The following is a 14,797-nucleotide window of genomic DNA, read 5'->3' as shown; positions in this document are numbered from 1 at the left end:
CTATCGCTAGTGGAAATCTCGCGATTTGGGGATGATGCTGACATTGCGGGGGTGGCGACCGACATTCGAGGGCAGGGGGCTGGTGACATGATCGCCGCGCGCCAGGTCGGATTTCAGAAGATCATCGGACAGGTGGCTCAGCCGCGCCGTATCGTCGATCATTCGGTTCGCAATGACGTGAATCACTGCATCATCCATTTGCACTGTCCCCTCCACCGCCATCAGCCGCGCACCCATGACGATCTTGCGGTATTTTTTCAGCGTGTCGGGCCAGACGACCAGATTCACCACGCCCGTTTCATCCTCCAATGTGATGAACACCACGCCCTTTGCGCTGCCGGGCCGCTGCCGGATCAGCACGATGCCGCAGATCGAGACGCGCTGGTTGAAACGACATTGCCGCAGGTCCGCCGCCCGGGTGAAACCGCGGGCGGAATAATCGCCGCGCAGGAACTGCATCGGGTGCGCCTTTAAGGAGAGGCGTGTCGTCTGATAATCGGCCACAACATGTTCGCTGAGCGGCATGGCGGGCAGCAATATGGGAATGTCCGCGCCCTCGTCGCGGCTGTCGGTATGGGTGAAGAGCGGCAGGTCTGGCGCGTTTTTCAGGGTGCGGGCATCCCACAGCGCGGCGCGCCGATCCTTTCCCAAGGAACGAAAGGCATCGGCAGCGGCAAGAATCTGGATGGCGGGAACGCCGAGGCCGGCGCGGGTGCGCACCTCCTCCACAGTTTCATAAGGGGATCCGCGCGCCGCCAGCAGTCGGGCGGCATCTGCCGCCTTAAACCCGTCGATCTGACGCAGACCGAGGCGGACGACGGCCCCTCCGTTTTTGGAAGAGAGGGGGGCAATCACGGTGGAATCCCAATCCGACATGTTCACATCGGGGGCCAGCACCGTCACGCCATGTTCGCGCGCATCGCGCACGATCTGGGCGGGCGCATAAAATCCCATGGGCTGAGAATTGAGGAGCGCCGCGCAGAAGATCGCCGGATGGTGGCATTTGATCCAGCTGGACACATAAACGAGGTGGGCAAAGCTGGCAGCATGGCTTTCCGGGAAGCCATATTCGCCGAAACCCTCGATCTGGCTGAAACAGCGGGCGGCGAATTCCGGATTATAGCCCCGTTCCACCATGCGCCCGACCATCTTTTCCTTATGCTCCGACACCATCCCGCGAGAGCGGAAGGTGGCCATCGCCTTTCTCAGCTTGTTCGCCTCGGCCGGAGAAAAGCATGCGGCGGTCATGGCGATCTTCATCGCCTGCTCCTGAAAAATGGGCACGCCCAACGTTCGTTTCAGGATGTTTTTCAGTTCATCCGGATCATGTTGGGGGCCGGGGGTGGGATAGACGGTCGGTTCCTTGCCCTGGCGGCGGCGTAGATAGGGATGCACCATGTCGCCCTGTATGGGACCGGGCCTGACGATGGCGACCTGAATGACCAGATCGTAGAATTTGCGCGGCTGCAGGCGCGGCAGCATGTTCATCTGCGCACGGCTTTCCACCTGAAAAACGCCAAGGGAATCGCCGGCGCACAGCATGTCGTAAACGGCCCCGTCTTCCTGATCGACAGTGGCCAGCGTGTAGCGGCGACCATGCTGCGCCTCGATAAGGTCGAAGCATTTGCGGATGCAGGTCAGCATGCCGAGCGCCAGCACATCGACTTTCATGATGCCCAGCGCCTCGATATCGTCCTTGTCCCATTCGATGAAGCTGCGGTCCGGCATGGCGCCATTGCCGATGGGCACGGTCTGGGTCAGTGGTTCCCGCGTCAGGATGAAGCCGCCGACATGCTGTGACAAATGACGCGGCATGCCGATCAGCTGGTCCGCCAGCCATATGGTGCGTTTCAGATGCGGGTCGTTGAGGTCGAGCCCCGCTTCCTTCACCTTGTCCTCATCGACTTCCGATCCCCAGCTGCCCCAGACCGTCCTGGCCAGCGCGGCGGTCACGTCCTCTGACAGGCCCATGATCTTGCCCACTTCGCGGATGGCCATGCGCGGACGATAATGGATGACGGTGGCGCACAGCCCGGCGCGGTCGCGGCCATAGCGCCGATAGATGTGCTGGATAATTTCCTCGCGCCGCTCATGTTCGAAATCGACGTCGATGTCGGGCGGCTCCTTGCGCTCCTCCGATATGAAGCGTTCGAACAAAAGCTCCGTCGTTGCCGGGTCGACGGAGGTGATGCCCAGGCAATAACAGACCGCGCTGTTCGCCGCCGATCCGCGACCCTGACATAATATGCCGATCCCGCGCGCATGGGCGACGATGTCGTTGATGGTCAGGAAATAGCGCGCAAAGCCCATCTTTGCGATCAGCCTCAGTTCCTTGTGCAGCAGTTCGTCGACCTTTGCCGGTATGCCGTCTGGATACCGGCCTTTCGCGCCCGCCCAGCTGAGGTCGGAAAGATGAGCGTCGGGTGTTTTACCGCCGGGGACGCTTTCTTCCGGATATTCATATTTCAGCTCGTCCAGGCTGAAGGTGCAGGCATCGGCGATGCGGCGGGTCTGGCGGATGGCATCGGGCCAGTCCGCGAACAGGCGCAGGATTTCGGCGGGCGGCTTCAGATAGCGTTCGCCATTCTGATCGAGGAGATCCCCTGCCGTCGCCACCGTCACCTTTTCGCGGATACAGGTCATCACGTCCTGCAGCGGGCGGCGCGACGGGCAATGATAATGTACGTCATTGGTGGCCAGCAATTGCAGGCCGTGCGTCTGCGCCAGACCGGCCAGCCGCCCGATCCGCGCCCGGTCGTCGTCGCGATAGCGAAACGCCGCCGCGACATGCCCCAGCATGGGAAGCGCGGACAGGCGTGGCAGGTCGGCCGCGAACGCATCCAGATCCTCGCCCGGAATGGCGATCAGGAAAATGTCGCGGGTCAGCCCCCGTGCCACGTCGGCCAGCCGCACATGGCATGCCCCCTTCGCCTGCCAGCCGCCGTCGGCATCGGTCATCTTGCCCGCAGACAGAAGATGGCAGAGGTCGCCATAGGCGGCACGGCTGCGGGGATAGGCGTACAGCGATGGCGCATCCATCAGATCCAGGCGGCAGCCGATGACGGGCGTCATCTTCGCCGTCTTCGCCTCACTATGCAGACGCACCACGCCTGCCATGCTGTTGCGGTCGGCAATGCCCAGCGCGTCATAGCCGAGGGCATAGGCGGTGGTGACGAGGTCGATCGGGTCCGATGCACCGCGCAGGAAAGAGAAGCTGGTGGTCAGCCCCAGTTCCACGAACTGCCCGCGCGGATTGGGCACGAACGTATCGGAGGCGCTGAGCGTCCGCTTGTCGGGCGTGGTCGGTGCATCAGGCATGGCGCATTACCGGCATGGGAATGATGCGCCGGGGAGCGCATCTTGTCATGCGTCCAGGCCGTGTACGAACCACAGGGGGGTGCCGCCGCGATCGTCGGAGGCCAGCCCTTCGCGGTACAGCCAGAAACGCCGCCCCTCCCGATCCTCCACCCGGTAATAGTCGCGCAGGCGTGTGCGTCCCGGTTCGCACCACCATTCCGGCGCGATGCGTTCGGGACCCTGCGCGCGGGTCACGTCGTGTAATTGCCGCCGCCAGCGGAAACGTGCGGGCGGCCCTTCAGGCACGGCATGGATGACCTCTGCCCGTTCGGGCGTATTCAACAGGCGCAAGGGTGCTCGGCCCTGTCGGTTGACGCTGCGTGCGTCCGGATGCGGCGTCGCGGCGGCGGCAAGAAAGGCCTCGCCGCGTTCGGGCACATGACTGCCCCGGGTTACGGACTGCAACACGGCGTCCTCTCCCAATCGGGCGGACAGGCGATCGATCAATGCGACGAACGCCATCTGGTCCCGTCCCTCGCCGCTCAAATCGTCTTGTATGGCGCCCAGCGGTTCCGCGCGCAGAACCTCCAGCGCGGCGCCATCGACGCCAAAGCCGGGGTCCAGCCGCTCCAGCTTGCCGTCGAACAGGCGAATTATATGGGCGGCATCGCGGCTGGCGCGGCTGGTCGCGACCTCTGCATTCAGGGCGCGCCCGTCGACGCGGAAGGCCGTGAAGCGCAAGGACCGCGCACCGATATGATTTTCGTCCATCAATGCCGACAGGTCGCCCGTCAGATCCTGCAATATCCGCATCAGCCCGGCCAGATCGCCGAGCGGCTCTGCCAGCCGCCGGATGCTGCGAAGGGGCGGGCGCAATTGTGCGGGGACAAGGGGTTCCGCCCGGCGCCCCATGGCCTGGTCCAGACGGGTGACGGGGTTGCGGCAGGGCTGTTCGACCTTGCGAAAGCGCCGGACCAGTGCCGCGCGCGGAACCGCCGCCAGCGCGCCAATCGTCTTTAGCCCCAGCCGTTGCAGCAGCTGCACCGTTTCGGCATCCAGCCGCAACGTGCCGACCGGCAGCGGTGCGAGCATGTCGGCAAGCTGGTCCGCGTGGCAGATCGTGTGCGCGCCGCCACTGTGGGACAAGGCCCATGCGGCGCCGACCGTCGGTGCCGCAGCCAGATGGATGTTAAGCCCGGCGCCGGCGAACATGCGGGCCATGTCGCCCAGCATGGATGCCTCCCCGCCATGCAGATGGGCGGAACCTGTGGTGTCGAGGAGCAGGGCATCGGCGCCATCCCTTTGTGTCCAGGGGCACCAGCGCTGTGCCCAGCCGGCCAGCCGGGCGAGATCGGCGGTATTGGCATCCGGGTCGGCATCCTCTACGGCAAGGTCCGGCGCCAGCGCGCGCATATCGGTAATGCGCCCGCCCCGGACCATGCCCAGCGCCGCCGCCGCCGGGTTCACGTCGTGAATGACGGGACCGTGCGTACCCTCCGCCGCCAGAACGAGCGGCCTATCCTGCGGCCAGTCTCCGCCTGACTTCCGCATCCAGCGATCCATCGCCAGATGCGGTATGAAGATGGAGACGATGCGCCGCCTCGTCATAGCTGGCCGTCCAGATGCCGGGCCGTTCGCCGCGTGCGCGGAACAGTTCCGCCCGCCAGCGCGGCGCGCCGGGGGCGGCACCATCGAAAGGGTGAGGCGCGGAAGGCAGCGAACCCACCCGCCAGCGCCGCCGCGCCGCCGACAGGTTCGCCGCACCGCCAAAGCGCATCAGCATGACGTGAACCCCCTGCCGCTCTGCACGTAAAGCGAGGCGCTTCGTCGCCGTGAAGTCGAGCGCCCGTGGCTCTCCCCACACCTCCCCTATAATGGCAGAGAGAGAGGCGCATTTCAGCCCCTCCTCCATGGTCCAGAGGACGTCGGCGGCGTTGCGCGCACAGGCAAGGACCAGCCGATCCCGCGCCAGACCGAAGCGTGCAAAGGCGTGTCCATAGGGCCGGCCGGTTTCCAGCGCCGACATGCGGTCCTGCACCCATAATAGCCCGCCGCGCTGCGGCACCTGTGCCAGAGCGAAGCCGATTGCGCCAGCATCGCGTGGAGGGGCAAACAGCTCTGCCAGCCGGGGACTGCCGGGCAAGAGGGGAGCATGTGAGTCGATAGCCGCAATAGGTGTCGAGTCGGCGGTCGATTCGGCTGGACGCACCTCGGCCCCTCGAATGAAATTATCATTCGATTCCAAAAGATGGATGGCCTTGATCCTGTCCACATTCATCAACCTGCACGCATTAAGTGTTCTACTTATGTTCCGAATAGAACGACAGCAGGCGATAGAGTCAATCCGGGGAAATCGGGGCAGGGTGGGCAGTCGGCCCAGGCATCGATGCCTTGCTGGTCGTGAAGGCAGACAGCCACACGGCATATTGGACTACGCAGGCGGAGGGGCAGATCGCATCGCAGATGCAGGCACACTCTCCAGCGACGAACAGCAGATGATTTTTCGCTATTTGTGGAGCGCCGCCGATCCCGAGGGGGCAAGATTTAATGACCGGTACGTTTACGTTCGGAAGTAGTCAGCGGGGTGGCGCGCAAACCTGCTTATTCAGCGTGAATTCAAGGGTGCCGGTGCTTGGGCGGACCTTCATAATAAAGGGCGGGCCAGCGGCCAGCTGACGCCAGCGGCCTGCGCTATCTGGCCCACCCACTGCGCCACCATTGCCACTTCCTGGTCGACGACGCTGCTCTTGGCGGCTTCTTCCTGAGTCTCGATTTGCGTTTTGAAATCGCCGCCCAGTTTTGCGTGCACGGCGAATGTCGGCCCGTCGACCATTTCCCGCAATTCCTGGGGACCGGCGCCCATATCGAACAGTTCTGACAGCCTGGCCAAGGTCTCGAAGCGCTCCTGGTTGAAGCGATTGCTGTCGAGGCTGCGCAATCTTTCGCGTTCAGAGGACAGCAGCATGGCAAACTGCCGCTGCTGAAGAAACCATGCCAGACCAGCATATTGCAAGTCGGTCATTTCGAATTGTTCGGCTGTGGACATGCCCAGATCCATTGGCGCGAACTGCATGATGTGGCGGTACAGCCGCCGTACCCATCGACGCCCCATCATGCCCTTCTTGTGCACCGAGTGCAGGAAGTTTTCGATGGAACCCGTCAGCAGCAATGCCCGTGCATCAGGGCGGGCCGACAAGATTGCGGGAATCAGGCTGTTCGCAACATTCGACGGCTTGATCACCACCATCTCTCCTGCGCCGAACGGGCGAGAAAGCAGGCGCAGTATCGGCACCAAGGCGGGCGATGCCTTCGAACCGGCGGCTGCCAGATCATTCAATATTCTCGGTTCGCTGAGGCCAAGGCTTTTTCCGGGAAGGTCCATGGCGCGCGTGAGCAAGGTGGAGCGGACGAATGCACTGTGAAAAATGAAATGGACCTTTCCCGCAGCAATATCATTCATCTGCAATTCGCTTGCCGCCAGCCAGACATTGTCGTTCTGGTTGCGGGGCTGATGATCGGCCAAAAAAGTCAGGCTGCGGATTACGTCACGGTCCAGACGAACAAATTCTACCCTTTCCCCTTGCGCATCATATCGATGGGGAAACCATTGAGGATTCCTGAGGATTTCGCCTGCATCCGGCACAAGTTTCTCCTCTGTCCTGCAATGGGGGGGCGGTGATTGGATCTGGTCTGCAGATCCTTCAATATCTACGACAATCGTGCAAGAGTGGCGCGATGAAGGCTGGCATTGTCCGAGCCGTTGACCAAGGTTTCGACGAATGAAGATCACTCTCAACCCCGACCTCGACGCCAATACCCTGGCGCAGGATTTTGCCAGGAAGGGGCGACTGCAGGTTCGGGATTTTTTCACGGCTGATACGGCAGAGGAAACCTATCGGCAGCTCGTTGCCGCCCCATGGTCTCTCGCATTCAACCACGGGGATCAGGTGCGCGAATTAAGCCCGCAGCAGTTGCAGCAACTTTCATCTCAGCAAAAAGCTGAACTTCAGCGGCTGGTGCACGAAAACGCAAAGCATAATTATCAGTTTCTATATAATCATTATCCCCTGTTTTTTAATTATTTCAAAAAACAGCAGGAAAGAAGCCATCTTTTTTCCATGTACGAATTTATCAACAGCCCCCTTATGCTGGAGTTTTTTCGTAAACTTACCGGACGCGAGGAAATTATGTGGGCCGATGGGCATGCAACGCTGTATCAGGCGGGGCATTTCCTTAAATATCATACGGACGAGAAGCCCTCCGATAAACGCGTTGCCGCCTATGTCCTGAATTTCACGAAGGCGTGGGGACGCGACTGGGGCGGGTTGCTGCAATTCTGGGACCAGAGCTATGATGTGGAGCAGGCTTATCGGCCCATTTTCAACGCCCTGAACATCTTTACCGTGCCGACCGATCATTCGGTCAGCGTCGTGGCGCCTTTTTGCCCCGGATTGCGGTTTTCCATCACCGGATGGCTGCGCGCCGATCAGCCGCCGGGTGCAATACCGCAACGCTGAATCATGTGTGTCGGATCGCAGGCACGTTCTTAAGCGCCTGCAATCCGTCAGGTCGTTATTGCTGCATCAAATTCGGAAGCCAGTCGCGGTGCGCCGCTTTCAAGGCTACCAGGGTTATATTTTCGCCGCCGACGGCGATGGTGGAACCACCGACAGTGCCAAGACGGGTGCCCTCTATGTCTGTGCCCGCAGGGGCGGTCACCACATAGCGCGCCTGATCCTCGCCAAAGGCGGCGGGGTGGTCGAGGGCGTCGAGCGCGGCGCCCTTGTCCCCCGCCAGTGCCATTTCCGTGACTGCCACCAACAGGCCACCGTCGGAAATATCGTGCGCGGCTGTGACTTTCCCCTCGGCGATTAGCGTGCGGACATAGTCGCCAACCGCCTTTTCCGCTTCCAGGTCGACGGAGGGCGGGGGGCCATCTTCACGATTGGCGATTGTGCGCAGCCATTCGGACTGGCCCAGATGGGCGCCGGGCTTGCCGATCAGCCAGATGACCTCGCCATCGGCCTTCAGCGAAATATCGGTCCGTTTGCCATAATCTTTCAGCAGGCCGATCGCCCCGATGGCGGGTGTGGGAAGGACGCCAACGCCATTGGTCTCGTTGTAGAGGGAGACGTTGCCGGACACGATGGGCATGTCCAGCGCGGCGCATGCCTCTGCCATCCCCTCGATACAGCCGACGAACTGGCCCATGATCTCGGGTCGTTCCGGATTGCCGAAATTCATGCAGTCGGTTGTGGCGAGTGGGGTCGCGCCGACGGCGGTCAGGTTGCGATAGGCCTCTGCAATCGCCTGTTTGCCGCCCTCCACGGGATCGGCGAAGCAATAGCGCGGGTTGCAATCCGTCGTGATGGCGAGCGCTTTTTTGGTGCCGTGTACGCGCACGACCGCTGCGTCGCCGCCGGGCCGGCCGATCGTGTCGGCCATGACCATGTGATCAAATTGTTCCCAGATCCAGCGACGGCTGGCGAGCGCGGAAGACCCCATCAGGGTCAGAAGGTCATCGGTGACGGCGTTCGAGAATTCAACGCCGCCCAGTGCCTCGCGCTTGGGCGTCGGCATATGCGGGCGGTCGTAAAGCGGCGCATTATCGCCAAGCGGTCCAAGAGGAATGTCGCACACCGTCTCGCCTCCGAAGCTGAGAACAAGGTGCTTGGTGTCGGTAACCTCGCCGATGACGGCGAAGTCCAGTTCCCATTTTTCGAATATCTTTTGCGCCTGCGCCTCGCGTCCGGGCTTCAGCACCATCAGCATGCGTTCCTGCGATTCGGACAGCATCATCTCATAGGGTGTCATGGCCTCTTCGCGGCACGGCACCTTGTCGAGATCGAGATGGATGCCGACGCCGCCCTTGTCCGCCATCTCCACCGAAGAGCTGGTGAGGCCTGCCGCGCCCATATCCTGTATGGCGACGATGGCGTCGGTGGCCATCAGTTCCAGACATGCCTCTATCAGCAGCTTTTCCGTGAAGGGATCGCCGACCTGAACGGTGGGGCGCTTCTCCTCTGAATCGTCGGTGAATTCCGCGGACGCCATCGTGGCGCCGTGGATGCCGTCGCGTCCCGTCTTCGACCCGACATAGATGACCGGATTGCCGATGCCGGCGGCGGCAGAATAGAAAATCTTGTCTGTGCGGGCCGTCCCTACGGTCATCGCGTTGACGAGGATATTGCCATTATAGGCGGGGTGGAAATTGGTTTCGCCGCCCACCGTCGGTACGCCGACGCAATTGCCATAGCCGCCGATGCCCGCGACGACACCCTTTACCAGATGGCGTGTCTTTGGATGATCCGGCGCGCCAAAGCGCAGGGCGTTCATATTGGCGACCGGGCGGGCACCCATGGTGAAAACGTCGCGTAATATGCCGCCCACGCCCGTCGCTGCGCCCTGATAGGGTTCGATGAAGCTGGGGTGATTGTGCGATTCCATCTTGAAGATGGCCGCGTCGCCGTCGCCAATGTCCACCACGCCGGCATTCTCGCCGGGGCCGCAAATGACCTGCGGGCCGGTGGTCGGCAGCTTCTTCAGATGCAGGCGGCTGGATTTATAGGAGCAATGTTCCGACCACATGACCGAAAAAATGCCAAGCTCGGTCAGGTTCGGGGTGCGGCCAAGGGCGTTCAGGATGACGCCATATTCGTCCGGGGAAAGGCCGTGTTCGGCAACGAGTTCAGGGGTGATGTCAGTCATGAAACGCCCAATAGCGGCGCAGCAGGCAGAGGGCTAGACGATGAAGGTGTCGCGACGCCTTTAGCGTTCGTCGGTGCTGCTGACGCGGGCAATATCCTGATCCACGTTAGATATTGAATTTTCATGGGAATTCTGTCGGTAAACTTTACATATCCGTGACAGGTGCGGCGGAGTTGGTCGTGTAAGGCGATGATATAACGGCTAACATTCCGAATGGTACGGCTCTTGCTTGGTGGGAATTTCCATTCCAAAACGGGGGTTTATATAATGAAAATTTCAGCAGTTGCGTGCGTTGCAGCGGTGCTTCTTTCAACGTCTGCCATGGCGGAGCCGGTGTTTGATCGCTTCGGCGCCCTGCCGCAGACCGAATTCGGCGGCGACGGCATCCCCAATGACCGCGTTGCTGTCACCAACATTTCCTCTGAGGGAGTGGACGGCGAGATCGGCATCACGGCAACGCCGCGTTTTTCCGCCCCATCCCCCACTTTGGTCTCCGATGGCGTTTTCGCCGTGGAATCCGGCACCACGTCGGATGACCGTTCAAAGTGGAATTTCAGCTATTATGCAGACGTTCTGCCAGGCCTGAACTATTCCCTGCTGTACGATTTCGATCCCAGCAACGGAACGGACTATGGCACGATCAATTTCCTTTTTGCCAGCGGGACGATTGAGGACAGCCAGAACCCGACCTTCGCCTTTTTGAACGACGGCATCGCTCCGTTCGTGATCGCGCCTGAGATGTTCGACTTCGACGCAGATGCCAGTGGCATTTACAATTTCCGCTTTCAGGCACGTGATGCCAATGGCGGCCTGGTTGGAGAAGCGGCCATTGACGTGATCGTCGGTGAGGGCGCCACGGACGTTCCCGCTCCGGCGGCGTTCGGCCTTTTGGGTCTCGGCCTGGCCGGCCTTGGCTTTGCGCGTCGTCGCAAGGCCTGAGTAACTTCAGTCTCGTTTGAATAGAGGGCCGCGTTTCCGGGTGGAAGCGCGGCCCTTAATGTTTTGGTGCACCTGTGCCGCACTGTGTACGAGACCAAATTGTGCCTATGAAGTCTGCATGACCTCGAACGAAAGAATCGCCGCCTCCGCGCTCGGCGACCGCCGGCTGCGCTTCTATGACTTTGCAATGGCGGCGTTCGTTGCGATCCTGCTGCTGTCCAACCTGATTGGCGCTGCGAAGGTCAGCGCTATCGATCTGCCGTTCCGCGACCAGCCCTTTCTGTTCGGTGCCGGCATATTGTTCTTCCCGCTCAGCTATGTTCTCGGCGACGTTCTGACCGAGGTCTACGGCTATGCCCGCGCGCGAAGGGTGATCTGGACGGGTTTCGTTGCCCTTGCCTTCATGGCGTTCATGTCCTGGGTCGTCGTGGCGCTGCCACCGGCGGACAGTTGGAACGGGCAGGCCGCCTATGAAAGCGTCTTTGGGGGCACCTGGCGGATCGTTATTGCCTCCATCCTCGCCTTTTGGGTGGGAGAGATCGCCAATGCCTTTGTGATGGCGCGCATGAAGCTGCTGACCGGCGGGAAGCATCTGTGGACGCGGACCATCGGCTCGACCGTGGTGGGGCAGGGCTTCGACAGCCTGATCTTCTATCCCATCGCCTTCCTGGGCATCTGGCCGACGGAACTGGTCGTGTCTGTCATGATCTCCAACTATTTGCTGAAAGTATTGTGGGAGGCCGTGCTGACGCCCGTCACCTATTGGGTGGTCGCGCGCATGAAGCGGGCCGAGGGCGTCGACGTATTCGACGAGGGCACCGACTTCACGCCGTTCCGGGCGAGAGTGTAATTTCGATAGTTTGAGAGAGGATATCCGCCCTTCTATGTTGAGGTAGAGGGAGAGAGACTATGGCCACGGCACTCAATTCGACGAATGGCGGCGCGCCGCGTGCGACGTTTCGATCGATGTTCGACGGTACCCTGGACGACTGGAAGGTCATCGGCGCCGAACATGACCGGCATCAGGAGGAGCGGCAGCCGGGCATCATCATGGAGCAACTGGCGCGGCTGGGCGATATAGAGGTGGGTTTTCGCGCCGACCAGCTGACCCACAGCCTGATGTGCGCCACGCTTGCCCGCCGGGCGGGCGCGACGCCGCAGGAGATCGTCGCGGCGCTGTGCCACGATCTGGGCAAGACCATGTCGATCCCCAATCATGGCGCCATCGCGGCGGAAATCCTGAAACCCTATGTCGACGATTACATCTATCACACGATCAAATGGCATCAGCATTTTCAGGGCAAATATTATTACAACCACATGGGCCTGCCGACCGACATGCGGGAGCAGTTCCGGGGCGAGGACTGGTACGATTTCGCGGTGAAGCTGGTCGACGAATGGGACGCCCCCGCCTTTGACGATGAATTCGACTGCGACACGCTTGAAAGCTTCCGGCCCGAGATCGTGGAGGTGTTCACGAAGCCGAAAAAGAAGATCGTCTGAGCGGATTTTCCCCGCGCGCACCCGCGTAGTGCAATCTCGGCATGACGGTGGGCGGGAAAAGGTCTAGTCGGTCGCGACATGGACGCCAGGACGCCGAACACCGCCGCCAGCCGAAAAGGGCTGACCCGCCGCAAGCTGCTGATCGGCGCCGCCGCCGCGACCGGCTTGGTCATCGGCTATACCGTCTGGCCGCGGGATCGGGCGTTCAACTTCCCCCTGCGGGAAGATGAGACGCTGATCAACGGCTTCCTGAAAATCGCGGTCGATGGCCGGATCACCGTCGCCTGTCCCCAGGCCGAAATGGGGCAGGGCGTCTATACGGCGCTGCCGCAATTGCTGGCGGGAGAGCTGGGTGCCGACTGGCGCATGGTGGGCGTGGAGCCGGCGCCGCTGCATCCGCTTTACGCCAATCGCGCCTTTGCCGCCGATGCGGGGGCCAGCATGCCCTCCTTCATCGGCAATATCGTCAATTGGGCAGCGGTTTCCATCGTCGAGCAGATCGAATTGCAGGCAACGGGTGGTTCCACCTCCATCAAGGCATTTTGGGAACCGCTGAGGCTGGCGGGCGCAGCAGCGCGCGAACTGTTCATCCGTGCGGGGGCACGACAGTTGAACGTGGACGCTGCCGATCTGGATACCGCGAACGGCTTCGTAGAGGGTGCGGGACGGCGGGCAAGCTTTGCCGAGTTGATCGCCCTGATCGATCCGGACGACGCGCCCGCGTCGCCGCGTCTGCGCCCGCGCCCGGCGCTGATCGGTCGTTCCGTGCCGCGCCTGGACGTGCCCTCAAAGGTCAATGGTAGCGCGATGTTCGGCGCGGATGCGCGCCTGCCCGACATGGTTTATGCTGCCGTGCGCGGCGCCCCGCACGGATATCAGGAACGCTCCACTTTCGGTGGCGAGGCGGCGCGGCAGGCGCCGCGAACACTGGCGGTCGTCGAGGGGGACGGGTGGCATGCGACCGTCGCCGAAACCTGGTGGGCGGCGCGACAGGCGCTCGACCTGACCGACGCGGAATATCATGGCGACGAACTGGCCGACAGTGCCGCCATCGACGCGGCGATGCAGGAGGCGCTGGACGACGGCGATCGCGGCACCGCCTTTCTGGAGGTGGGGGATGCGCTGGATGCCCTCGCGCAGGGGCCGAGCGTTTCGGCCGATTACGGCGTACCCTTTCTGGCGCATGCCTGTCTGGAGCCGATGACAGCGACGGTGCGGCTGAGCGACGGTAATGCGGAAATCTGGGTGCCCACGCAGTCCCAGACGCTGGTCGCCTGGAAAGTGGCCGACGCGCTGGGAATCGCGACCCGCGATGTGCGTGTTTATCCCACCCTGTTGGGGGGCGGCTTTGGCCGAAAGGCGGAAGTGGACTGCGCCGTACAGGCGGCGATCATCGCGCAAAAAGTGGGGCGGCCTGTCCAGCTGATCTGGCACCGGGAAGAGGACATGGCGCGCGACATGTTCCGGCCCGCCGTCCGGGCGCGGATGACCGGAGCGCTGGGCCCAGACAAGCGCATTGCCGCCCTAGACGCCAAACTGGCCGCCCCCAATCTGGGTGCCAGCCTGACCCGGCGGATGATGCCCTTCTTCGCGTCCGACGGCGACAGCGCCGCCATGGTAAAGGGCGTTGGCGACGGCCCCTATATCATTCCCAATCTGCGCGTCGCCCATGCCGACGTGCCCACGCCCGTGCCTCTCGGCTATTGGCGGTCCGTCGAACATAGCTACGCCGCCTTCTTCAAGGAGGGCTTCATGGACGAGATGGCGGTGCGTGCAGGCCTGGACCCGCTGGCGTTCCGGCTGCGTCACATGGATGAAAACAGCGCGGAAGCGCGTGTTCTGATGCTGGCATCCTCGCGCGGTACGCTGGCCGCCGCAGTGCCGGAGCGCCATGGAAAGGGCATCGCGCTGCATTCCAGCTTTGGCAGCCATGTTGCGCAGGTCGCCGAAGTGGAGGTCCCCTCCGCCGAGGAGATTATCGTCAGGCGCGTTACCTGCGTCATCGACTGTGGTCAGGTCGTCAATCCAGACATCGTGCGGGCGCAAATGGAGGGCGGCATCATCTTTGGTCTGTCAGCCGCCTTGCACGGCAAGATCGAATTCGAAGGCGGCGAGCCGACCGCGCAGAATTTCGATGGCTACCCCCTGCTGCGCATGGACGAGGCGCCGGAGATCGACGTCCATATCGTGCCGTCCGATGCTCCGCCGGGCGGGGTGGGGGAGCCGGGCGTACCGCCCATTGCGCCTGCCGTTGCCAATGCCGTTTTCGCCGCGACCGGACGGCGGCTGAGATCGATGCCGTTTCTAAGCTATTGATCGACGGGTGCGGGGCGATTGCGGTAGGGCTGCA

Annotated in this window: 10 protein-coding genes; 5 read left to right on the top strand and 5 right to left on the bottom strand. The window is 62.2% G+C overall.

Features of this window, described 5'->3' with window-relative positions; translation table 11 throughout:
* Nucleotides 1-6: 6 nt before the first annotated feature.
* The 4 genes from ACSMXM_RS09895 to ACSMXM_RS09880 form a co-directional block, all read right to left on the bottom strand.
* On the bottom strand, nucleotides 7-3,318 hold the full coding sequence (locus tag ACSMXM_RS09895) for an error-prone DNA polymerase (protein WP_460315783.1): 3,312 nt from the start codon (nucleotides 3,316-3,318) through the stop codon (nucleotides 7-9).
* Between the two features lie 45 nt (nucleotides 3,319-3,363).
* Nucleotides 3,364-4,905 carry a Y-family DNA polymerase gene (locus tag ACSMXM_RS09890; RefSeq protein ID WP_460315782.1) on the bottom strand — a complete coding sequence of 514 codons (1,542 nt, stop codon included), beginning with the start codon at nucleotides 4,903-4,905 and terminating at the stop codon, nucleotides 3,364-3,366.
* On the bottom strand, nucleotides 4,814-5,440 hold the full coding sequence (locus ACSMXM_RS09885) for an ImuA family protein (RefSeq protein ID WP_460315781.1): 627 nt from the start codon (nucleotides 5,438-5,440) through the stop codon (nucleotides 4,814-4,816). Before ACSMXM_RS09885 ends, ACSMXM_RS09890 begins: the two co-directional genes overlap by 92 nt.
* A 501-nt stretch (nucleotides 5,441-5,941) precedes the next feature.
* Nucleotides 5,942-6,940, bottom strand: a complete 999-nt coding sequence (locus tag ACSMXM_RS09880) for a hypothetical protein (RefSeq protein WP_460315780.1) — start codon at nucleotides 6,938-6,940, stop codon at nucleotides 5,942-5,944.
* A gap of 136 nt (nucleotides 6,941-7,076) precedes the next feature.
* Here ACSMXM_RS09880 and ACSMXM_RS09875 point away from each other — a divergent pair, with 136 nt between their 5' ends.
* Nucleotides 7,077-7,814 (top strand): 2OG-Fe(II) oxygenase, encoded by a 738-nt coding sequence (locus tag ACSMXM_RS09875; protein WP_460315779.1) that lies wholly within the window; start codon nucleotides 7,077-7,079, stop codon nucleotides 7,812-7,814.
* Between the two features lie 55 nt (nucleotides 7,815-7,869).
* Here the strand turns inward: ACSMXM_RS09875 and purL are convergent, their stop codons facing one another.
* Entirely contained in the window at nucleotides 7,870-10,017 is a 2,148-nt protein-coding gene (gene purL / locus ACSMXM_RS09870; protein WP_460316398.1) for a phosphoribosylformylglycinamidine synthase subunit PurL, read from the bottom strand.
* A gap of 255 nt (nucleotides 10,018-10,272) precedes the next feature.
* On the opposite strand from purL, the gene ACSMXM_RS09865 reads away from it, so the two are divergent.
* The 4 genes from ACSMXM_RS09865 to ACSMXM_RS09850 all read left to right on the top strand — a co-directional run bounded on the left by ACSMXM_RS09865 (nucleotide 10,273) and on the right by ACSMXM_RS09850 (nucleotide 14,763).
* Nucleotides 10,273-10,944, top strand: coding sequence for a PEP-CTERM sorting domain-containing protein (locus ACSMXM_RS09865; protein ID WP_460315778.1), 672 nt, complete (start codon nucleotides 10,273-10,275; stop codon nucleotides 10,942-10,944).
* Between the two features lie 118 nt (nucleotides 10,945-11,062).
* Entirely contained in the window at nucleotides 11,063-11,794 is a 732-nt protein-coding gene (locus tag ACSMXM_RS09860) for a queuosine precursor transporter (protein ID WP_460315777.1), read from the top strand.
* A 59-nt stretch (nucleotides 11,795-11,853) separates the two neighbouring features.
* Nucleotides 11,854-12,447 (top strand): HD domain-containing protein, encoded by a 594-nt coding sequence (locus tag ACSMXM_RS09855; RefSeq protein ID WP_460315776.1) that lies wholly within the window; start codon nucleotides 11,854-11,856, stop codon nucleotides 12,445-12,447.
* A gap of 78 nt (nucleotides 12,448-12,525) precedes the next feature.
* Entirely contained in the window at nucleotides 12,526-14,763 is a 2,238-nt protein-coding gene (locus ACSMXM_RS09850; protein WP_460315775.1) for a xanthine dehydrogenase family protein molybdopterin-binding subunit, read from the top strand.
* Nucleotides 14,764-14,797 lie beyond the last annotated feature (34 nt).

It is taken from the genome of Pacificimonas sp. ICDLI1SI03, from assembly GCF_054740865.1.
Note: the sequence above shows the minus strand (reverse complement) of the source record. Positions and strands in the feature narration are given on the sequence as shown.